At 51.7% G+C, this 22,734-nt stretch carries 19 protein-coding genes and 1 pseudogene; 18 read left to right on the forward strand and 2 right to left on the reverse strand.

Features of this window, described 5'->3' with window-relative positions:
• Nucleotides 1-17 precede the first annotated feature (17 nt).
• The 7 genes from FPL14_RS16980 (at nt 18) to FPL14_RS17010 (ending at nt 6,913) form a co-directional block, all read left to right on the forward strand.
• Nucleotides 18-785, forward strand: coding sequence for a hypothetical protein (locus tag FPL14_RS16980; protein ID WP_182298910.1), 768 nt, complete (start codon nt 18-20; stop codon nt 783-785).
• 22 nt (nt 786-807) lie between these two features.
• Nucleotides 808-1,275 (forward strand): SRPBCC family protein, encoded by a 468-nt coding sequence (locus tag FPL14_RS16985; protein WP_182298911.1) that lies wholly within the window; start codon nt 808-810, stop codon nt 1,273-1,275.
• A gap of 123 nt (nt 1,276-1,398) precedes the next feature.
• On the forward strand, nt 1,399-2,256 hold the full coding sequence (locus FPL14_RS16990; RefSeq protein ID WP_182298912.1) for a hypothetical protein: 858 nt from the start codon (nt 1,399-1,401) through the stop codon (nt 2,254-2,256).
• 150 nt (nt 2,257-2,406) lie between these two features.
• Nucleotides 2,407-3,939, forward strand: a complete 1,533-nt coding sequence (locus FPL14_RS16995; protein WP_182298913.1) for a MutS-related protein — start codon at nt 2,407-2,409, stop codon at nt 3,937-3,939.
• Nucleotides 3,936-5,354, forward strand: a complete 1,419-nt coding sequence (locus tag FPL14_RS17000) for a MutS-related protein (protein ID WP_182298914.1) — start codon at nt 3,936-3,938, stop codon at nt 5,352-5,354. Before FPL14_RS16995 ends, FPL14_RS17000 begins: the two co-directional genes overlap by 4 nt.
• A 412-nt stretch (nt 5,355-5,766) precedes the next feature.
• Complete coding sequence (locus FPL14_RS17005; protein WP_182298915.1) at nt 5,767-6,549, forward strand: hypothetical protein; 783 nt, start codon at nt 5,767-5,769, stop codon at nt 6,547-6,549.
• Between the two features lies 1 nt (nt 6,550).
• Complete coding sequence (locus FPL14_RS17010; protein ID WP_182298916.1) at nt 6,551-6,913, forward strand: hypothetical protein; 363 nt, start codon at nt 6,551-6,553, stop codon at nt 6,911-6,913.
• 141 nt (nt 6,914-7,054) lie between these two features.
• On the opposite strand, the gene FPL14_RS17015 is transcribed toward FPL14_RS17010, so the two are convergent.
• Nucleotides 7,055-7,861, reverse strand: a complete 807-nt coding sequence (locus FPL14_RS17015) for an alpha/beta fold hydrolase (protein WP_182298917.1) — start codon at nt 7,859-7,861, stop codon at nt 7,055-7,057.
• Nucleotides 7,862-7,889: 28 nt separating this feature from the next.
• Nucleotides 7,890-8,093 carry a ribbon-helix-helix domain-containing protein gene (locus FPL14_RS17020; RefSeq protein WP_229263548.1) on the reverse strand — a complete coding sequence of 68 codons (204 nt, stop codon included), beginning with the start codon at nt 8,091-8,093 and terminating at the stop codon, nt 7,890-7,892.
• Between the two features lie 157 nt (nt 8,094-8,250).
• Between FPL14_RS17020 and FPL14_RS17025 the strand changes: the two genes are divergently transcribed.
• The 11 genes and pseudogenes from FPL14_RS17025 to FPL14_RS17075 all read left to right on the forward strand — a co-directional run bounded on the left by FPL14_RS17025 (nt 8,251) and on the right by FPL14_RS17075 (nt 22,544).
• Complete coding sequence (locus tag FPL14_RS17025; protein ID WP_182304027.1) at nt 8,251-9,009, forward strand: Bax inhibitor-1/YccA family protein; 759 nt, start codon at nt 8,251-8,253, stop codon at nt 9,007-9,009.
• A 460-nt stretch (nt 9,010-9,469) separates the two neighbouring features.
• On the forward strand, nt 9,470-11,290 hold the full coding sequence (locus FPL14_RS17030) for a sensor histidine kinase (protein ID WP_182298919.1): 1,821 nt from the start codon (nt 9,470-9,472) through the stop codon (nt 11,288-11,290).
• The gene (locus FPL14_RS17035) at nt 11,271-12,422 is read left to right on the forward strand and encodes a response regulator (RefSeq protein WP_182298920.1); all 1,152 of its coding nucleotides are present in this window, start codon (nt 11,271-11,273) and stop codon (nt 12,420-12,422) included. Before FPL14_RS17030 ends, FPL14_RS17035 begins: the two co-directional genes overlap by 20 nt.
• A gap of 53 nt (nt 12,423-12,475) precedes the next feature.
• Nucleotides 12,476-13,078 (forward strand): peptide-methionine (S)-S-oxide reductase MsrA, encoded by a 603-nt coding sequence (gene msrA / locus FPL14_RS17040; protein WP_267875440.1) that lies wholly within the window; start codon nt 12,476-12,478, stop codon nt 13,076-13,078.
• 225 nt (nt 13,079-13,303) lie between these two features.
• Nucleotides 13,304-16,315, forward strand: a complete 3,012-nt coding sequence (locus FPL14_RS17045; protein WP_182298922.1) for an FG-GAP-like repeat-containing protein — start codon at nt 13,304-13,306, stop codon at nt 16,313-16,315.
• Between the two features lie 213 nt (nt 16,316-16,528).
• Nucleotides 16,529-18,145 (forward strand): ABC transporter substrate-binding protein, encoded by a 1,617-nt coding sequence (locus FPL14_RS17050; RefSeq protein ID WP_182298923.1) that lies wholly within the window; start codon nt 16,529-16,531, stop codon nt 18,143-18,145.
• A 107-nt stretch (nt 18,146-18,252) separates the two neighbouring features.
• Nucleotides 18,253-19,202 (forward strand): annotated as a pseudogene (locus FPL14_RS17055) (ABC transporter permease).
• 14 nt (nt 19,203-19,216) lie between these two features.
• Complete coding sequence (locus FPL14_RS17060) at nt 19,217-20,122, forward strand: ABC transporter permease (RefSeq protein ID WP_182298924.1); 906 nt, start codon at nt 19,217-19,219, stop codon at nt 20,120-20,122.
• Between the two features lie 28 nt (nt 20,123-20,150).
• Nucleotides 20,151-21,173, forward strand: coding sequence for an ABC transporter ATP-binding protein (locus FPL14_RS17065; RefSeq protein WP_182298925.1), 1,023 nt, complete (start codon nt 20,151-20,153; stop codon nt 21,171-21,173).
• On the forward strand, nt 21,154-22,140 hold the full coding sequence (locus FPL14_RS17070) for an ABC transporter ATP-binding protein (RefSeq protein WP_182298926.1): 987 nt from the start codon (nt 21,154-21,156) through the stop codon (nt 22,138-22,140). Before FPL14_RS17065 ends, FPL14_RS17070 begins: the two co-directional genes overlap by 20 nt.
• A gap of 17 nt (nt 22,141-22,157) precedes the next feature.
• Nucleotides 22,158-22,544 (forward strand): OsmC family protein, encoded by a 387-nt coding sequence (locus FPL14_RS17075; RefSeq protein ID WP_182298927.1) that lies wholly within the window; start codon nt 22,158-22,160, stop codon nt 22,542-22,544.
• Nucleotides 22,545-22,734 lie beyond the last annotated feature (190 nt).

Raw genomic sequence — 22,734 nt, forward strand, 5'->3', positions numbered from 1 at the left:
TGAGGAGACCGATCTATTTGGACATAGTATCTTTACTTGAAATTTATGATCGAGCGTTTAGCCAATGCAAGGGCACGCATCAAGATAAAGCCAAGGCAGCCAGCGACGCTGTCTTGGCTTGCTTCCTTCAACATGCCCCTGAAGCAGAGAGCCTGCATGATGAAGTCTCCCAAAACGTTACTCGTTACGGGAAAGTCCTTCATTTTGACGTCAGTACGACTAACGATGTGAATTACACGGCGTTTACGAACGAATACAATAAAGATATTACGATCAAAATAAAACCGAGTGTACAACCCGACGAAATGAATTCCATCTTCATTCATGAACTCGGAGAAGCGGATTATATCGCTCGCGGTTTGCCGGATATTATCGACCACAGGGATCGGGAGATCGTACGCGGAAGGTTAATAGAGCTATTTAGCCATCCGCATGCTCTATCTTTAACCAAGATTCATCAATTAGATCCAATAGAACTAGCCATGAGAACTTCCAGGGCTACAACGTGGATAACCCATGGCTACGTTAAAGAATATCACTACAAGTGGTTTATCGTTCTTATGTTGTCATGGGCAATCGTGTCATTCCCGTCGCTGCTCCCTATTAGAGAAGAGCTTGATGGTTACCTCGAGCATAAAGAGTTCGTTGATCAGATCGTAAGCATCTGCAACGCTACGAATACGATGGGAACTAAGCATGAGGTCGAGATCGCGATGCAAGAGGTTATTCGAATTCTGGAGTCGTTAGGGATGGAAGGCATAGAGATGAAGAAGAATAGTGGTTGAACGACAAGAAGGAGCGGTTAAGATGGCAACCTTGAATCAAATTCCGGTCGTTAAAGCAGAAATGCTGATTCGCAGACCGGCCGAAGAAGTATTTGAAGCTTTTGTCGATCCGACCATCACGTCGAAATTCTGGTTCACCAAAGGCAGCGGAAGATTAGAGACCGGAAGGCATGTCCGGTGGGATTGGGAAATGTACGGGGTTTGGGATAACGTGTTTGTAGAAGAAATCGAGCCGAACAAGCGGATTCGGATCGTATCGTCGGACGGTACCAAGGTCGAGTGGATTTTTGCTCCGCGAACCGATAACGAAACCTTCGTCACGATTACAAACTCGGGATTCACGGGCAACGGAGACGAAATCGTCCATCAAGCCATTGACTCCATGGGTGGGTATACGATGGTGCTGTGCGGGCTGAAGGCGCTGCTTGAGCATAACGTCATACTGAATCTAGTGCCGGACAAGGCTCCCGATGCCCACGTTAAAGGTTGATCGCCAACCGGAAAATTTGTCGATTTTTCGCCTAAAACCACTATGCAGATATGACCTCTTTTCGGTATCCTGTAATAGAGAGAACTGTATATATTATGAAATAATCATAAAGGAGCGCTATATATGAGAATTAATGCCGCTGCAAACTCCGCGTTACCTAATCTCTATTCCGCGTCGGCGACTCCTGATTCTCCTAAAATGGAAACCGGCAATCTGTCGCCATTTCTTCGCCACGATACAGTCGAGCTAAGTCAGGTAGTTGCCCGCGAGCTGCCGAACGGGGTTATCGAGCATAAAGCCGCGAAAATGTACTTTAACGAAGAGATCAAAGCTTCGTTAGACAAGGTGCTTGCCGGGAAGAGCCCGGAAGTCGGCGAGGCGGTGGATCGCCTCATTGAATCTAATTTGTTTGCGGCCAATGTCGACTACAGCTCCGAGGAACGCTCCGCCTTGCTGGAAGCGGGCTTAACTCAGGCCAAGTTTCTGGCGGATCATTATATGCAACCCGAAGAAGCATCGGAATTTCTGGATACGATCCATTTGTTGGCGGCGGTTGCCACTACTCGTGAGGTTGATGCGGAGACAGGCAATGTCAGCTACGTCGAACTGCCTCGGAAGCCACTCGGAGCGCCGGCGGAATACGTTAATGCAGGGGATTTGATGCAAAGGTATGATCCCGAAGCGTTCTCGAAATGGAAAGAAGCCATCGCCAATGGAGGAAATGCAGGAGGTATACTCATCCAATTCGCCAAAAAACTGCAGAAAAATCCGGACTGGGCGAAGGAGTATCGCGAAGATCAAGACAAGGTCATGAAAGATTTGCGATCTACCCGAATAGATAACCGATTCGATAGCGTTAATGTCAATACCGTAGATGACTTTGCAAGCGCGATGAGAGAACGAATTGCTCAGTCGGCTTTATCTAACAAGGACCTCATTTTGAATAATACATTGGCTTTCGCCCGAACTCTGGGAATTTAGCCCTCTTCGGCACTCCCGCGAAATCCCGATCTAGTCCGTGCGTCATCGGATTGGATCGGGATTTTTTATTTCCCGTTTGATTGAGGTAGCAGAAATTGAATTCACATTCGTAACCCCCCACAATAAATAATAAAAAAGGGAGGGCGTTCCATGGAGTACCCTAGCATTCTGTTCGATCATGAAGATCCGCTAGCGACTAAGGTCGAATGCCATCCTTCCGGCTCTCTTCATGACATTCACATGGATACAATCATTCGGGAGATGCTGCAAGGGAGGGAGGAGTACGAGCTTGAGCCTCTATTTTACGACAAGCTTGATCGAATCGAGTCCATCCGCTATCGGATAGAGATCATGCATGAAATCGATACTTCCGTTTCGGTGGATTCCATGGCCGCTTTCTCGCAAGGCATGTGGAAAGTACGGGAATACGCTCGATATAGCCGGACGTTGCCGGATCGAGACCAGCAGATGAAATGGCTGTTGGATGCCGCAACCCTCTACTGCGAGACCGTCATGGAGCTGCATCGTGTGATGACCGCCGTAGAGTTGCAATCCCAAGGCCTTAAGCGTTGTTATGAATGGTTCACCCGCTATATTCAAACGGCATCCTTTACTTCGCTGCGCATGGAGACGAACGAACTGCATCGGGAATTTGACCGTATGGGGTTCAGCATGACCCTTGCAGGCGGCAAAATCAAGATATCCGCGGATGACGACGATCAAGACTATTGCAGGGAGTTAAGCCGTGTATTTACTCAAGGGCAGGATGACGAGGAGCTTTACGAGATACGGTTGTCTGCCGGTTTGCACCTATCCGAGGTGGAGAAAAGCCTGCTCGACGCGATCAAGAAGAACAACCCGGAGCCATTTCGAAAACTAAGAGCTTACTACGAAAGGCATTTCAATTTTATAGAACCTTCCATGATGGTTTTCGATCGGGAAATCCAATTCTATGTGACTTGTCTGCAGTACTTCCAATCCTTAAAAAATAAAGGGTTAGCTTATTGTTATCCGGTAATTGGGGATACGAGGGAGTTCCATATCAGAGGGGGATACGATCTTTCGCTAGCCTCTTCCGGTATGCCGGGCACCGAGCATAAGATCATTGGGAATCATCTGGACCTTGCCCCTAACGAAAGAGTCTGCGTGTTGACGGGTCCGAATCAAGGAGGCAAATCGACCTTCGTCCGCTCGCTCGGCCAAATTCTTCACTTAAGCTCCATCGGATGTCCGGTTCCGTGCGAGGAAGCGGTTGTATTTCATTTTGATCGTATGTTCACCCATTTCCCCACGCAGGAAGAGCCGGATAATAACTCGGGCAAGCTGCAGGACGAATTGTACCGGCTTAAACCTATTCTCGATGAATCCACAAGCGACAGCGTCATTCTGTTGAATGAATTGTTCTTCACGACGGCAACTCACGATGCTTACGCGATGGGCAGCCATATTTTGCGGCTTCTGCTTCGGAGAGGCTCGATGTGCCTGTATGTGACCCATGTCTTTGAACTCGCGAACTCGGACGAACGGATCGTAAGCCTCGTTGCTGCTACGGACGAATTCGACCCGAATAAGCGAACGTTCCGCATCCGCCGACGGAGCGCCGACGGGATTGTCCATGCCTCGTCCATTGCCGAGAAATACGGTCTGACAAGACAACGAATGAAGGAGCGGATTCCGCTATGAGACCGAATCTGCTGTATGAATCCGGGGAGCCCGATCTCAGCCTGTTAGTCCCTGAACAACAGCTTGAGCAAGATTTGCATATCGAACCGATCCTGAACGTCATGTCGCGCCAGGACCGATATGTGTATGGCGTAGTCAAGAAACTCCTTCTATCTCCCTTAACGGACGAGAACGCGATTGTGCACAGACAGCAAATCCTAAGAGATTTTATCGACAATCCGCCCCTCATCCATCGCATATACGGCATTGCGTCCGACATCGATCTCCGGGCAGCCGACTATCGGGCGCAGATGAAGCCCAGTTTCTCGCGTAACCTTCCGATAAGCGACAAGCTTAGAACCGCAACGGCTTTCCTTGGCGTTCTACTGGACAAGCTTCAAGAACTTCGCGACTTGGGTGCGGCAATGACTTCGCCGCGTTACCGTTCCAAGGGGGTGACTTCCCTGTTCGAATGGCTTGAGCACACCTATACGAATGCATTTCTGTCGGCTGCCCGGACCCATCACCGAATCCTTCAGCAAGCCGTACAGGACTGCCGGTTAATCATCGGAGGCAGAATCGGCAATGGCCTGAAAGGGAAGGGCATAACGTTGCGCAAGATAGACGCCGCTCCGAGCTTATCGTTGGGCAGATTAGCAGCGGGCAAAACCAGTTCGTTTCTCCTCGGACATAGCTTGCAAGAAATCGAAGAGGGCGCCTTATCGAACGTGCTTCGGATTCTAAGGCGTTTTATCGATAAGTGTCTAGGCTTCGCGGATTTACTTCGCTATGAGAGTGGCTTCTACGTGGGCTGTATGCGTTTGTACGAAGAATTGGCCGAGCGGGGATGCGGGACGGCCTTTCCCACGCCGTTACCGTCGGAAGCGAGAGGGCTTTCCTTTACAGGTCTATACGATCCCGGCTTAGCCATCCGTATCGGACGGCAACCGGTTACCAATGATTTGCAGGCCGAGGAGCCGTATTTGCTCATGATCACGGGCGAGAACCAAGGAGGGAAGACGACCCTGTTGCGAAGCGTCGGGCTCGCGCAGCTCATGATGCAGTGCGGAATGTTCGTACCCGCCGCTTCCTTCCGGGCTAGTCTTTGCGATCGGGTCTTTACGCATTTCACCAGAGAAGAAGACGATACAATGCGCAGCGGCAAGCTGGACGAAGAGCTGGCGCGACTGGATCGGATCGTCGATCAGTTAACCTCTCGTTCCCTTCTGTTGATGAATGAACCTTTCGCTTCCACGACGGAGCGCGAAGGCTCGGCCATCGCGAAGGATCTGCTCTCCGTCTGCCATGAACTGCGGCTGAGAGTCTACATCGTTACGCACTTTTATGAACTGGCAAGCTGGGCCTACGTACAACTGAAGCATGCGGCATTCCTGTCCCCCGCGCGTCTTTTGAAGGCCCGCATTCTTATAAGCTGACGAGACAAGAGCCTTCGCCTACGAGCTATGGTGAAGATTTATTTCATAGGATGATGGCTGCGAACCGGGGATGAGAGGCCTAAGGGCAGGATTATCCCCTCAACAATAGAACTATTAAGGATATCTCTTGTTACTGCTTAGGTCTCTGAGGCACGCCTCGGAGCAAGTTAGTCTCCAAAACCGACTAATTCCACCTCGGTGGTCCTTCTCGGAAGCGAGTTAGTCGCCAAAACCGACTAATTCTACCTCGATGGTCCTTCTCGGAAGCGAGTTAGTCGCCAAAACCGACTAATTCCACCTTGGTGGTCCTTCTCGGAAGCAAGTTAGTCGCCAAAACCGACTAATAGGGTTGTGCGAATTCGAGGAGACCTAAGCAGTAACTATCTCCTAACCTGCAAAGGAACGAAAGAAAATGATACAAGCGCAATTGCACGGCAAAGCCCCGTCGGGACTGACATGGAGCGAGGATATGCTGACCTCCAGCATCTTCGGGATGTTGAAGTACCTTTCCTCGCCCGAGACAACGATTAACATACTCCAAAACAGCGTGAACCTGGAAAATGACCCGCTGAAGCTCCCGGATGAAATTGCGAAGATCAGCTACATTTTCTGGCCGCGTCTACAACGCAGCGAACCGGATCTCGTCCTTGTCTTGCATTGCCCGGATGGTGAGCATTTGGTCGGCATCGAAGCGAAGTATATGTCCATGAAATCCAGCGTCGAAGACCATTCCGTCGAACAATCGGAAAGAACGCACTCGTCTCAGAGGGACCAGTTGGCGAGAGAAATCGAAGATTTGCACGATGTTCGGAATTACGCCGAGCTGGGCATCCGGCATGAGCGGATTCTATCCATACGGATGATCTATCTCACTCTTGAATCTTATATGCCGCGCGACGACCTCCAAGATACTCTCGACTCGATTCGCCTCAATGAAGCCAGCTCTTTTTCTCCCGAACGGTTGTACTGGCTGTCTTGGAAATCCATGTACTCGGCAATCAAAACCATCCCGCGATCGGGAGCGGATCAATTGATCGCGGAAGATCTTCTTAAGTACCTGAAGAGGAAGGATCTCATCGCCTTCCCCGGGTTTACTCTGACAAGCGTGAACAACCTAGGCTGGGTCTACGCGAATAGTAAAAGGCGGCCGATCAATCCGGTAGCGCCGATATCATGGAATTATAGGAGTGAATAAGTTGGATCTTAATGAAACGATGCGCGTATCGATCGAGAATGTCCGCAATATCGTCGGCAACAGCATCTTGCTGCTTAGGGATGCGGATCTTCTTTTGTCCAAAGAAGGCTACTCTCCCGTGTATGGCAACACGATAGGCTGCGAGCCGAGCAAGAGCATCAACCAATCGCCGGATCAAGCCGGCAACTTTTTTCCTCAGTACATGTCTCGTATTTACTCTCGGGCGAACGGCGACGACGGATCGACTTTGCTATATTTGAACATCCAGTTCTATCACTTCAATATCGATAAAATGAACCCTTGTTTTCTTGCCGGCAAATTCAAGCTAAAGGAAGGCATAACGAGGGCGAGCATTGGTGGCTGAAATATTGCGCGCTCGAGACGTCGATCGATTTCAAGGCGGACGGAACCGTGTTCTCCTACGAGGACGACGATGCGGAATCCGTCTTCTGGGGAAGAGAGTTATCCCTGTTTAACGACATTGAATATTTGCAGGCGGAAATTATTAAGCTTCTAGCTCATCAAGAAACCCCAATACAATCTCGTTAAACTCATACGGCTCTTCGACGAACGGAAGATGGCCGCAGCCGGTCATGACGACTTTGGATGCCGACTTGATCTCCTCATGCAAGGTATCGGCGGTCTTGATGTTGTAAGGATGGTCTTGGTCGGAAACGATGATGCAAGCTGGAGTGCTAATCTCTCTTAATCGTTTGGCGGCATAAGGTTTAATAGCGGTCGAGAGATGGGGAGGAAACCGACAAAAGTTATCCGGGTTTCGGACGTTGTCGAGGACGCGTTCTCGGGCGTGATTCTTGTGCAAGGAAGGAAAGAAGTATTGCCAGTAGCGACTCTGAATAAAGGATTCGATAGCCGCCTCGCGCCCTCTGAAACGAACGTTGATGTAGTTCTTTATGCCGTGCCACGTCATGGCGAACGGGTAGGATTTGCCGTTAATAGAGGGTGCGACCAAGATGAGCGCATGAACCAGATCGGGGTGCGCTAGAGCAAAATCCATGGCAATGCCGCCGCCCAAAGACGAACCGATCAGGCTGACTTTGGACAGCCCTAAAGCATCGATCAAAGCTTTCAAATCTTCAACATGGGAAAAGGCGGAATTCGGCGTGCTAGAGCGGCCGTATCCTCGCAAATCGTAACGGATCACCTGATAATAGCCGGCAAGAGCGACGGCCTGTTCGTCCCAGATCCGATGATCGTTGAAATTCCCATGCAATAGAATAAGAGGGTTGCCCTTCCCGGAAACCGTATAGAACAGGCGAGCATCGCCCGAAACCAAATAATCCTGAATCATCGCTGCAATCTCTCCTTGGCTCCATACCTTACAAGATGTCGGCATTGTTAAGGTTATCTTCGATAATCGCTCTTAACACTTCGGACACCGAATAATCGCCTTTATGGCAATAGCGGTCGATCTCGTCCCAGCATTCCTGCGGCAACGTCAGCGATATTTTGCGGGTTGCGCCTATCGGTTTGCGTCCCGCCCCTTTGCGGGCTCCGCCTCTATTGCTACTGAGGCTATTCATAGTTCTATTAGCCGTAGAATCGTTCATATGATCACCCAACAACATCATTTCACATACGAACGATTTCAGTCAATTTCTGCTACTTTTATCAAACCCTATTTTAAAAACAGGTCTTGTCTAACTCTTCTTAGGCCATGCTATAATTGGAATAAAATAACTGGCGAGGTGTTTCTCTGGTGATAGTCGCAGCGGCAATCCCACATTGAATGACAATACGTTCGAACGAACGGGCGGGTATGGCAGCACGGAGAAAATGACAATCGAAGGAACGGTCAACAAAGCGTTCATCATGCTCGCGATTCTTCTCGGCGGGGCATTCGTGACGTGGTCGATGTATTTCGACGGCCGGAACGTTCTCCCGATTGCGATCGGAGGGGCGATCTGCGGGTTCATCCTCGCGTTGATTATCAGCTTCAAGCCTAGAACTTCGCCTTATCTCGTACCGATTTATGCCGCGTTGGAAGGCGTATTCCTCGGGGCGATCTCCGCGAATTACGAATCGCGCTTCCAGGGCATTACAATGCAGGCGACTTTACTGACGATGGCCGTATTCGTAGCCTTGCTTCTTGCTTATAAAACAAGGATCATCAAGGCGACGGAAAACTTCAAGCTCGGAGTGTTCGCGGCTACGGCGGGAATCTTCCTTGTCTATTTGCTTAGCTTCGTCCTCGGCTTGTTCGGCGTCACGGTTCCTTATCTGCACGATAACAGCTTGATCGGCATCGGCATTTCGCTCGTCATCGTTGTCGTCGCCGCCTTGAATCTGGTGCTTGATTTCGATTTTATCGAATCGGGCTCGCAGCAAGGGGCGCCTAAATACATGGAGTGGTACGGGGCATTCGGTCTGATGGTCACTCTAGTGTGGCTGTATCTGGAGATGCTTCGTCTTCTTTCGAAGATCATGAGCAGGGATTAATCATCAAGTACATAGCCTGAACTATAAGGAAAACCGGTGCCAATAGACACCGGTTTTTTTGCGTGCCGCTAAAATGGAAGAATCGCGCACATGTTGCCTAATAACGGTATGGCGTGCCGCTAAAATGGAAGAATCGCGCACATGTTGCCTAATAACGGTATGGCGTGCCGCTAAAATGGAAGAATCGCACACATGCTGCCTAATAACGGCACGGCGTGCCGCTAAAATGGAAGAATCGCACACATGTTGCCTTATAACGGCATGGCGTGCCGTTATCCCCGAAAACGCCCAATCGCCCAACCGCAAAATCGCCCAACCGCCGAAATCGAAATCTCGTCAACCGATATACCCCATTAAACTCCCATGGTTTCTATGCTTAATGTTATAATATCTTACGATAACCTTAATCCGATCCGGGAGGATCGGTTGCACGGAAATTCGAGCGCTGGAGGCCTTGATCGTGGACGCGAGACAATGGATGTCGATATTGCTTTTTGCCGCGACGGCGCTTATGTTGCTCGTTGCCGTGCTATCGTACAGGAAAAGGCAACTTCCCGTGGCGCGTACGATGATTCTGGTGATGCTGGCGGCGGCATTTTATGCGATTGGTTACGCGTTCGAGATTCTGAGCCCGAGCTTGCGGGGCGTGAAGCTGTCGCTTCAGCTGCAATATTTGGGTATCCCGTTCGTTACCGCGTTGTGGCTTCTTCTGATCGTTCAATTTACCGGCGTATCGGCGCGCTTGCGCAGTCGCCTTACTTTTTTCCTGTTCATCATCCCCGTCTTAACCTTCATTCTCCATCTCACGAACGATTGGCATCATCTCGTCTATTCGGACTACATTCAGAGTACGGACGCATCGGCTTCCGCGTATACGACCGTCAAGGGTCCTTGGTATATCGTGCATTCGATCTACAACTACTCCATTCTGGCATGCGGCATGTGGGCGATTATCCCGATGTACTGGAGGATGCTGCCCCAAGTACGGAAACAAGTCGTCGTGCTGATCCTGGGAGCGGCCGCTCCGGCATTGTTCAACATCGTCTATATTTTCGCGCAAAATATCGATTTCACTCCGTTCGGCTTCGCCGTATCGGGCGTTGTTTACTTATGGGGCATATTCCGGTTTAATTTGCTGCGGTTAACGCCGCTTGCGCTGGCCAAAGTGTTCGATACGATCCGGGACGGAGTCGTCTTGCTCGATCACGAGGACCAAATCGTAAGCTACAACGTCGCGGCGGGGGAAGTATTTCCGAAGTTGTCCGCCATTCGAAGCTACCCTGCCCCGGGCGGCGCTTTCTTGTCGGAAATCCCGGATTTGCCGGAACGGATCGCCTCCGCGGAAGGACGGGATGAGCGCTTCTCCCTTCAACTCTACCGAGAGGGCCGGACCAAGCATTACGTTTGCAGCTTTTCTTATGTTCATGATACGGGTAAAAACTCGATCGGCAAAATGCTGATGTTCAACGACATTACGGAGCTAATGGAGAACGAAGCGCGTTTGCGGGAAACCGCCCGGCAGTTGTCCGAGCTTAACGCGTTCAAGGACAAGCTCTTCACCGTCGTGGCTCACGATATCCGCGATCCGATCGCGCATCTCGTCAGCTTGACCGACCTGCTGGGCGAAGAACCTGCAGACTCCGATATCCTCCATGCGGAAGTGTTTCGGGAGATCCAAGGGCAAGTACGAAGCACGTTCCACCTCGTCGATAATTTGTTGGACTGGTACCGGAGCCAGAACGGGGAAGTTGCTTTTCGCCCGATGGCTTGGAACCTGCAGCAGGTTGTCCGGCAGGCGCTGTCCTTGGCCGGAGCCAGAGCAGGAATGAAAAAAATTCGGATGGAGGAGCAAGTCGATGAGACGTTAACGGTGATTGCCGATAAGGAAATGCTCGATTTGATCTTCCGTAACCTATTGTCGAACGCTATCAAATTCACCGGAATCGGCGGTCGAATCGATGTCGGAGCTTCTTTGGACGGAGACAGGGTTAAGGTTTGCGTGAGGGACAACGGAGCGGGCATCGACGAGGAGACCTCCAAGTTGCTGCGACAAGAAGAGCTGTTTTTCAAGGAGCCGGGGCTGGCTAACGAGGGAGGCGAGATGCGATTCGGTCTCGTGCTGACCCGCGAATTCCTTCGCATACATGGAGGCATTCTTCAGTTCGATAGCGTGCCGGGGACAGGAACGACGTTCGCGTTCACGTTACCCGGCTCCGAGAGTAGCGAGAGATTGATGAAACAGGAAGCGGCGGTGAGCGCGCATGAAAGTGATCTTGGTTGACGATGAACCCGTGATGCATCTGATCATGAGGAAAATGCTAGTCAAGTTTCCCGAGGTGCAGGTTGCGGGAGCCTTCACGGATACGCGCTCCGCAGCGGCGTTCCTGAGCGAGAACGCCGACGTCGGGCTGGCTTTCGTCGATATTTCCTTGTCGGGCGAGAGCGGACTCGCGTTCGCCGCCGAGTTGGAGGAGACGGGCTGCAAGGCGCAGATCGTATTCGTTACTTCGCACAAGCAATACGCTTTAGAAGCTTTTGAGCTGTCCGTGGTGGATTACTTGGTCAAGCCGGTGTCCCAAGAGCGATTGGAACGGACGGTGAATCGCGTGCTGGCAGGCAGAGACTCCTTGCACGGGCATCCGCGGAAGGACTCCGTTGCCACGGCTTCAAGCGAAATGGTCATTACGGCTCTAGGGGATTTCTCCATTCAGAACGAGTCGGGGCGGGTGAAATGGATCTCGAGCAAAAGCGCCGAGCTGTTCGCCTATCTGCTGCTGTATCGGGGCAAACGGGTTGCCCGTTCCCGCTTGATTACCGATATTTTCGGCGGGATGACCAAGGACAACGCGGAGAAATACTTGAACACGACCGTCTATCAATTACGGAAGTCGCTGGAACCGTTCGGTTTGCGGGAAGCCGTACGTTCCGAGAATTACGGATACGTCTTGGAGCTCAGCCGCGCCGCCATTGATTTCGAGACGTTCGAACGGCAAGCAGGCGAAGCAATCGGCATGGAAGCCGGAGATATAGAGAATCTGTTGCAAGTCGAAAGGTTGTACACGGGGGATCTGTTCGGCAGCAAAGCTTATGTGTGGGCGATACACGAGACGGAGCGATTGGCCGAGCTGTACGCTTCTTTCGTAACGAAGTTGGCCGAGGCGCTCGCAGCTCGGAACAACACGGCCGCCGCCCACAAGCTGCTCGTTAAGCTGCATGCCCGCAATCCGCTGGACGAATCGATCGTCCGTCTGCTGATGAAGATTCACGCGCAGGAAGGGAATAAAAAAGGCCTGACCGCGCAGTATACCGATTATGTTAAGCTGCTAAGCAGGGAACTTGGCATTCGTCCGTCGAAAGAGCTGCTTATGCTGTACGATTTTCTGGTGAGCGGCCTTCCCGACGTCAAAAAATAACTTCACCGTTAAGGGGGGCGCGCGAAATCAAGGATAATATCCGATCCGCAACGCTGGGGATGGGATGTTTCTGGAGTCCGGAAGCTTTGTTCGGCTCTCTGCCTGGCGTCATTAGAACCCGCACCGGGTATGCGGGAGGCACCACGGAACATCCTGCTTACCGCGAGATGGGCGATCATTCCGAGGCGGTCGAGATCGACTTCGACCCTGAACTCATTACCCACGACGCACTGGTCGAAGTGTTCTGGAACAACCATAACCCCGTTAATATTAATGGCTATAAAGGACGGCAATATCAATCCCTGTTGTTCTACCGCGATGCGGAGCAGGAAGAGACGATTCATCGGGTCAAGCAACGGATGGAGTCGGAGAAAGGGACGCTAGACACGGAAATCTTGCCCTTCAAGGAATTCCATATGGCTGAGCCTAGACATCAGAAGTATTATCTCAAGAGGTTCCCGAACGCGATCGAAAAGCTAAGCGCTCTATATCCATCCGAGGACGACCTAACGGATTCCACTTTGGCGGCCCGGCTGAACGGGTTGGCGAAAGGCTTCTCGAATTTGGAGCGCATTCGGCGAGAAATCTCTCAATGGCCTATCGGCGCTGGCGATCAAGAAGCGCTAATCGCGTTGATCAGGCAAATCCGGTGGTAACGTTTTCGGCGTAACGAATGCCCCTTTCACTCCGCAAGAAGGGGACGCGGTGCTGCAACGGAATTTGATTAAAATCAAGTGAGCAAGGGCGTCCCATTCGGGGCGCCCTTTTTGGTGCGGTCTGCAAGCGGACGATAATAATGCGGGAGGTCATGCAGGAAAACCGCGAATAACCTCGAAATTTTAGGGTAAAAGTTGTAGCTTCATGAGGAGAGGAAGAATGCGATGCTTCGAAAGAAATGGGTTCAAGCGTTAAGGGTACTGCCGATAGCCGCGGGAGTCTCTTTATTGGCGGCTCCGATGCAGAGTTTCGCGGCGACGCCGTTGTTTCAGAATGCGGTGTCCGTCCATAACGGGATTTTGTTTTTTGATGCCTTTAACGGGGACGTCAATGGAGACGGCAAAATGGATTTGATCGTAGCGGATATAGGAGCCAGTCAGATCACGGTTCTGTTGGGCAATGGGGATGGCACATTCCGGCCTGGGTTGAATACCGCCGTAGGGAGTAATCCCCGCGATATCGCTATCGGCGACTTTGACGGTGACGGGAAGGTCGATTTAGCGGTCGCCAATACTCGTGCCGCAACGGTCAGCATCCTGATTGGACAAGGTAACGGGACTTTCGAAGCCGATGATTCACCAGAATCGGTTGGCATCGAGCCTTATGGCATAGTGGCGGCGGATTTGAACGGGGATGGCCATGACGATGTTGCTGTATCCAATAACGGTTCGAATTCGTTATCAATACTGCTCGGCAACGGTGACGGGACGTTCGGTTCGGCGATATCTATCCCAGTCGGGATTAACCCTCGCAGTCTCGTGGCATCGGACTTCAACGGGGACGGCAAAGCGGATCTTGCAGTTGCCAATACTACCTCCAATACCGTAACTGTCCTGCTTGGCGATGGAAGCGGAACTCATTATAATCCGACCAATTACTTCACCGGCAGCTCGCCAATAGGTCTCCATGCCGTCGATCTGGACTTGGACGGCAAGATGGATTTGGCTTTGGCGGCGAATATGAGCGATGCCATGAACGTGCTGATCGGGGACGGTAACGGAACTTTCTCGGCGCCGGTAGTCTACTCGGCCGGAGCCGGATCGTACCCTCTTGACTTGACTGTAGGAGATTTCGATGGAGACGGGAACCCGGATCTCGTCGGAGGTTCTCAAATCGGCGATTTGACCTTGCTGTTAGGCAACGGCAACGGAACTTTTCAAGCGGCAATGAACTTTCCGAGTTACGGAAGATTCTTGACCTCGGGGGATTATAACGGCGACGGAAAGTCCGATCTCGTTATGATTAATGACAGGGGCGTCTATGTGATGAACAGCGCTGCGGAAGGGGCTCTATCTTTCCAATCGGCTCTCTACGGGGCGGATGAGAACGAGGGATCCGTGATCGTTGCGGTCTATCGGACCGGCGGCACTTACGGACAGGCGAAGGTCCGAATTCAGACCGCCGACGGAACCGCGACAGCGGGTACCGATTACGCGGCTGTCAACGATACGATCGTGTTCAATCAGGGAGAAACGAGTAAAACTTATTCCATTCCGATTATGAACAATGCAGGCTATCAGGGAGATAGGACATTCTCCGTCCATTTAAGCTCTCCGGCTAACGGGGCGATTCTCGGGACGACAGTTACGGCTGCCGTGACCATTCGCGAGGTCGATCCGGTATCGGATACGACGGCGCCCGTCGTAGATGCATCCAAGTTTAGCGCGATCGACCATTATTCCGGAACGCCGGATCAGCTATTCGGTGCGGCTGGCGCGGTAGGGGAGCCCGGTGCGATTGTTAGGGCCTTCCGGTGGACCGATTCCGACAGCGATGGCGTCGTTGACGCCGGGGAGCTTGGATCTGCTATCTCGCTTGGGACTAGCGCGGCCGACGGTTCGATCGCCGCCGCGAATATCGGCGATCTTGCACCGGGTACTTACGCGTTCGTCATCGCTGCCGAAGATGCCGCGAGCAACGAGTCCGCCCGCAGCGCAGCGACGGCGGTAAACGTAACATTGGCGAAAGGGGCCGCGCCGGATACGACGGCGCCTGCTTGGCCTGGAGGGGCGGGGGTTGTTTTCTCCGGCGTTTCGACAAGCGGGGTAAGCTTGGGGTGGCCGGAAGCAAGCGACAACGTCGGAATCCAGGCGTATGAGATTTATAAAGCCGGTCTTCTCGTGACGTCGGTGCCCGCGACCTCGAGAAGCTACGCGATTACCGGATTGTCGGCGGGGACGGCTTACGCCTTCTCCATTAAGGCCGTAGATGGCGCCGGCAATAAGAGTTCCGAGCTGGCGGGAACGGTCACGACAACCGCTTCTTCGACTAGTTCCGGATCAGGATCCGGCTCGTCTGCGCCTAGCTACTCTTCGGAGAAAAGGTTAAAAGAGCTAAGCCTATCGATCGGAGGCAAGCCGCTGGCGCTTACGCCGAGTTTTCGACCGGAGGTCAACGATTATTCCGCAACGACTACGGAGGAGCAAATCGCGCTTAGCTTTGGCGCGATGCACACTGCCGCCCGAGTCGAGATCAATGGACAATCCGTTACCGGAAGCTATACGAAGTCCTTGGACAAAGGGGATAATCTTTTCAACATCCTTATTCGCGCCGAAGACGGGACGACATTGTCTTATCGTCTGACGGTCAAGCGCGAATCGTCGGGCGATGAGACAGGCCCGGGTACGGAAGTTAAATCATCGTTTAACGATATTAAAGGGCATTGGGCGGAAGCCGACATTCAAGCCGCCTTCGCTCTCGGCATTGTCAAGGGTGATCAAGCGGGCGCTTTCAGACCGAACGCTGCTATTAATCGGGCGGAATTCATCGTCATGTTGAACAGAGTGCGGAAAGGAAGTTCCGACTCCTCTAACGTTTTCTCCGACGGACCCGCGATCTCCGCATGGGCTCGGGACGCGGTGAACGCCGCAGCCGCGCAGGGGATCATAACCGGCTATGGGGATGGAACGTTCCGGCCGGATCAATCGGTTACCCGCGCCGAAATGGCTGCTATGTTGGTAAGGGCCATGAAATGGCAGACCGAATCCGGCTCGGCCGCCACCGCTTTCGCGGACGATGCCGGCATTCCGGCATGGGCTAAGCGATACGTCCTTGCGGCGGCGAAGAACGGCATCCTGCAAGGGCAAGGGGACAATCGCTTTGCTCCTAACGAATCGCTCACGCGCGCCGAAGCAGCCGCTCTGCTCGTTCGATTGTCGAAGATATCATCAACGTAAATCCCATAGTCGGAATGATTAAGAGCAGCGAGGAGTTAGCCTGAGATCGAAGGGCGAACTCCTCGCTCTCTTTTTTTGCGTTCGGAAGCCCATTATTTAATTATGTTGACAATTCGCATCGGTATAGATTAATATTGCTTTAATTTATTAAACCGATCAATTAACTAGGTTTTATAAACGAAATCATGAATCATTTACAACAGGGGGATTACTATGAAGCTCAAGAAGATCAATGTTCTCGTATCCGCATTATTGCTCTCGATATTGCTAGTCGCATGCAGCAAGGACAATACGAACGAGAAGGGCGCGGGAGCAAGCGCCGATGCCGGCGCCAACCCGAGCGCCAGCGCTACTGCGTCCGCAGAACAGAAGGAATATAAGAACGAATTGCATATCGCGCTTACCGCGCAGCCGCCTACGTTGGATTCCGCAGTGACCGTGTCGGCCGTCGCGTTAGATACGGCAGGGAATATTTTCGAGCAGCTATACACGCTTAATGCCAATTACGAGCCGGTACCCGTGCTTGCGGAATCGGTACAAACAAGCGAAGACGGCTTAACGTATACGTTCGCGCTTCGTAAAGGCGTGAAGTTCCATAACGGCAAAGAGATGACGTCCGAAGACGTCGTGGCGTCGATGAATCGCTGGTTAGCGATCTCCTCCCGAGCGAAGGTCCTGCTGACGAACGCCAAGTTCGAAGCCGTGGATGGATATACGGTGAAGCTGACGGTAGAAAAACCATCCTCCGACGTCTTGATCTTGATTGCTTCCCAAGCGCAGTTCCCTTCGATCATGCCTAAGGAGATCGTAGAATCCGCGCCGGCGGATGGAGTTACCGAGTACATCGGAACAGGCCCTTATAAGTTCAAGGAATGGAAGCAAGATCAATATATCCATCTGGTAAGGAACGAAGACTATCAATCCTCGCAAGAAAAAGCCAGCGGATTCTACGGAAGAAAGGATGCGCCTACGGAAAATCTTTACTTCCATTTCGTAACGGATCACTCGACGCGGATCGCCGGGGTAAAAACCGGCAAGTACGACATTGCCGATAGTATCCCGATCGAGAATTACGACGAGCTTGCCGCCGACAAAAACCTGGAATTGCTCTCCTTCCCGGGAGGCGCGCTGACCGCATTCTTGAATACGAGCGAAGGCTTGCTGAAGGACGTAAAAATTCGTCAAGCCATCCTAGCCGCGCTCAATAACGAAGAAATCATGCTGGCGAGCTTCGCTAAGCCGGAATTATACTCCTTGGCGCCGGGTTACTTGGGAGCGAACCAAGTACAATGGGCTACGGATGCGGGAGCCGAGTATTACAATCAAGCCGATCCGGAGAAAGCGAAAAGCTTGCTTAAAGAAGCAGGGTACAACGGCGAAGAGATTACGTTGCTGACGACCAAGGACTATGCGGAGATGTACGCGGCAACATTGGTTATCCAAGAGCAGCTTCGTCAGATCGGCTTCAACGTCAAAGTCGATAACTACGACTTCCCTACTTTCCTGGAAACGAAGAACGATCGCAGCAAGTGGGATTTGTTCGTGGCGAGCACGGGTTATCAATTAACTCCGCCTCAGCTGTTGGCCGTCAATCCGGATTGGGCCGGCTTGGACGATGCCAAGGTAAAAGAAGCTCTGGCGGCAATCCGTGGAGCAGCGACTCCGGAAGATGCCAAGAAGGAATGGGAGAAACTGCAGGCTTACTTATACGAGATCGGTTCTTCCACCGTTATCGGACATTACAACGGAATTGTCGCCGTATCCAAATCGATCGAAGATTTCGAGCTCTTCGAGGCGCCGGTCGTCTGGAATGCCAAAGTAGCGAAATAATCCGAATAGAGGAGGGTGTTACAAGTTACCCGGGTAACTTCGCTAACGCCCTCCTTCTCTCTCTTTTCTCTTAGGGGGATTACAAAATAGTCAAATGAGGGGTTTTAGTGTTCGCATATCTTACGAAAAGACTCTTATCGCTAATACCTGTGTTGTTCGTCGTCACCATAGCCATTTTCTCCATTATTCACATTACTCCCGGCGAGCCGCGGCCGTCATTCTGGGAATCGAAGCTTCGCAAGAGGAGATGCAAACGATCAACGAGGAGCTCGGCTTTAACCGCCCGATAATCGAACAATATTTCGCGTGGGTTTCCAATGTATTGAAGGGAGATTTAGGGGATTCCCTCTACATGCACCAGTCCGTAGGAGAAGCGATCGCAGAGCATATCGGGCCGACTCTATCTCTGGCTATTCTGGCGCAGATCATCGCGTTAATTCTAGCTATTCCATTCGGGATTATCGCCGCTTATAAGAGAGGCTCCGCGGTTGATTATTCCCTAATGGGAGTTTCCTTGTTCGGAATGGCGGTGCCAAGCTTCCTGCTAGGTTTATTCCTTATGCTCCTTATAGGCGTAAAGCTTCAATGGTTGCCCGTGGCCGGTTACGAGCCGCTGAGCAACGGGCTGTGGGCGCATATTCAATATTTGATTCTCCCGGGAATATCCTTAGGGACGATCCAAGCTGCCCTAATTACGCGGATGACCCGTTCGTCCATGCTGGAAGTGATGAACTTGAATTATATTAAAACGGCGCGTTCCAGAGGTTTAAACGAGATAAGGGTGCTGCTTAAACACGCGTTTCGCAATGCGTTCTTACCCGTGCTTACGGTCATAGGCCAGACGTTCGGCGTGCTTGTCACGGGAGCGGTCGTCGTGGAGTCGATTTTTAACATTCCGGGATTAGGGCAGTTAATTTTGAACTCGATTGCCAGAAGAGACTTCGCGGTTATACAAGGCGTCGTTCTTATCGTTACGGTCATCTATGTAGCATTGAATTTAATCATCGATCTCTTATACGGTTTCGTCGATCCGCGCGTTCGTCTGGACCGCAAATAGAGAGGGGGTTCAACATGAGTGCGCTTCAGGGGAAAGAAAATTTAGCTCGACTGAGCGAGCGGTTAAAAAAAGAGCAGCGAGTCGTGCGGTATCATCGTCTGAAATCCAACTACGGACTGTTAATCGGCGCGATCGTTATGATTTTGTTGATCGTCATCGCGATTGCGGGGCCGTTATTCACGCCGTACGGTCCTTACGCAATGAAGGTGGTCGATCGGCTGTTGCCGCCTAGCGCGGAGCATTGGCTAGGAACGGACGAATTCGGCCGGGATCTGTTCACCAGAATCGTATACGGCGCGAGAGTGTCCATGAGCGTAGGTCTCATCGTCGCATTGTTGTCCTCGGTTCTCGGTTTAGTTATCGGGCTATATGCGACTTATTATAAAATATTGGACCATATTCTGATGCGCTTATGCGACGGGTTGATCGCGATTCCCGGAATCTTGCTCGCCATTGCCTTAATGGCCGCGCTTGGAGCCTCCGCATTAAACGTTATCATCGCTTTAACGATCGTATTCACGCCGAACATCGCGCGAATCGTTCGTTCGACGGCGCTCGTCGTTCGCGAACAGACGTATATCGAAGCCATGCACGCTCAGGGCGCGAGCAACTCGCGTATTATCTGGCTGCACATCGCGCCCAATACGTTATCGCCTTTGCTCGTGCAAGCTACCTTCGTATTCGCCGAGGCGATTATTTCGGAAGCCGCGCTTAGCTTCCTCGGAGCCGGCATTCCCGCTCCGGAGGCGAGCTGGGGCAATATTTTGCAAGCCGGCAAGCTGGTTATTTATAAAGCTTGGTGGATGGTCGTGTTTCCGGGCGTGACGATTATTTTATCCGTTCTCGGTTTGAATCTATTCGGCGACGGTTTACGGGATTTCTTAGACCCTCGCGTGAAGCATAAGCAGAAGAAGACATGAGGATAGGGATCAAGTCGGAGGTGTTACCATGAGCTCAGAGCCTCTATTGGAAGTAAAAAACTTAAAGACGCATTTTCATACGGAGCGGGGCAGAGTAACGGCGGTAAACGGGGTAAGCTTCTCGGTCGACAAAGGCGAAATTATCGGAATCGTAGGGGAATCGGGTTGCGGGAAGAGCGTGATGTCTCAGTCCATTATTAGATTGCTGGAACACACGGATTCCATCGAGTACGAAGGCGAAGTCGCGTTCGATCATCGGGATTTGCTTGCTTTGCCGTTATCCGAGTTGCGAGCGGTACGCGGCAACGAGATCGCGATGGTTTTCCAGGACCCGCTGTCTTCGCTTAACCCGGTGTACACGATCGGCAATCAAATCGAAGAAGGATTACGTCTTCACCGGAAAATGTCCAAGAAAGAAGCGCGCAACAAAGCAATCGAAATGCTGAGGTCGACGGGCATTCCTTCGCCGGAAGCGCGGGTGAACGACTATCCCCATCAATTGTCGGGAGGCATGCAGCAACGGGCGATGATCGCCATGGCTCTCTCTTGCGAGCCGAAGCTCTTGATCGCGGACGAGCCGACGACCGCGCTCGACGTTACGATTCAAGCGCAAATTCTAGAGTTGATCGTTGAACTCAATCGAACGTTAGGGATGAGCGTGCTGTTTATTACCCATGATCTTGGGGTTGTCTCCGAAATCTGCACTAGCGTGAAAGTGATGTATTTGGGGCAGATCGTGGAAGACTCGAAGACGGATAGGTTGTTCGAATCTCCGCTTCACCCCTATACGCAAGGGTTGATCAAGTCTATTCCCAGAATGGAAGGGAATCGCCAAGACAAGCTTCACGTGATCGAAGGGACGGTTCCCTCTCTATCCGATATTCCGCGAGGCTGCAGCTTCTCGACAAGATGCCCCTATGCCGACGAGCGATGCTTCAACGAGGAACCCTTGATGGAAAAAGTGAATGAGGAGCATAGCGTGAAGTGTTGGCATTATGCGGCGATCAACGGTTTAGAGGGGAGGACGACAGATGGCGAGCGAACAAGCTAATTCGCCGATCCTAGAAGTGATCTCCTTGCGGAAAAGGTTCCCGGTGAATGGCGCATTCGGCAAATTATTCGGGACTAAATCCTATGTGAACGCGGTAGCGGACGTCTCTTTCCGCTTGTATGAAGGGGAAACGTACGGACTGGTCGGGGAATCGGGATCGGGTAAAAGCACGACGGGCCGTACGATATTAGGATTAACGCCAGCGAGCTCGGGACAAGTGCTCTATCAAAATCAAGACCTGGCGAAGCTGTCGGGCAAGGAATGGCGTAAGTTTCGTAAGGATATCCAGTTTGTTTTTCAAGACCCCTTCTCGTCCTTGAACCCAAGGAAGAGGATCGGACGAATTTTAGAGGAACCGCTTCTTATTCATAACATGGGGGATAGGACGGAGCGCCAAGAGCAAGTGTTTCGCATTCTGGAGATCGTCGGACTGCAGCCGGAACATTATTTCCGCTATCCGCATGAATTTTCCGGCGGTCAACGGCAACGGGTAGGCTTGGCTCGGGCTCTGATCATGAATCCGAAAATCATCATATGCGACGAGCCCGTCTCGGCTTTGGACGTGTCCATTCAGTCGCAGATTCTCAATATCCTCAAGCAATTGCAGAAGGAACTGAAGTTAACGCTCTTATTCATTACGCATGACATTAGCGTAGTTCGCTATATCTCCGATCGTATCGGCATCATGTATTTAGGCAAGATCGTCGAAGAAGCGCCGACGGACGATTTATTCAAGGAACCGCTGCACCCGTACACGAAGGCGCTCTTCTCGGCGGTACCCGACTTTACTCGCAGCCGTCTGCAAGAGCGGATCATTCTGAAAGGCGAAATTCCATCCCCGTTGTCTCCGCCGGCGGGCTGCGTGTTTCATACGCGTTGTCCGTTCGTGACGGAAATATGCAAAGAGGCAGTGCCCGAGTTAAAGGAAATCGAGCCCCGTCACCGCGTGGCTTGCCATCTCGTCTAATAAAAGGAGTTAATATTATGACAACCATCAAACTAATAGAAGGCAACAATGAAATTTATAACGAAGCGGGTTTGCAGATCATCGGCAGCACCGCGCCCAACCAGAGCGGCTTGTCCCCGAGAGAATTGCTGGAAGCGTCTCTGGGCCTGTGCGTATCGATCTCTCTCCAGAAGATAATGGATTACGATAAAGTAGAATTCGATAAATCTTCGATCAGCGTTGACGTGTCAGCCGTGAAGGCGGCAGACGGGACGAATAAATTCGAGAAATTCACCGTGCGCGTGAAGCTGCCTCCAACGCTGGATCCGACTTACAAGAAGAAGCTAATGTCCGTCGTGGAGCGCGCTTGTACGATCGGCAATACGCTCAAGAGCGAAGCGATCGTTGATACGGTTGAAATTTAACGTTGCGAAGGAACGGGTTGATCGAATCGGCCCTCATCTATGCAATAAACCCGATCTCTTTCGGTCGGGTTTATTGCGCAGATTTGCAACGATTAGGAATTGCTTCTTGAGGACAGAGGTGGTATGATTAGTTTATTAAAGCGGTGACCTAATTCACATAACGTAGAGGGTTATTCTTTTGAGATTAATA

Origin of the sequence: Cohnella cholangitidis, from assembly GCF_014107495.1 — a bacterium.
Taxonomy (GTDB): domain Bacteria; phylum Bacillota; class Bacilli; order Paenibacillales; family Paenibacillaceae; genus Cohnella; species Cohnella cholangitidis.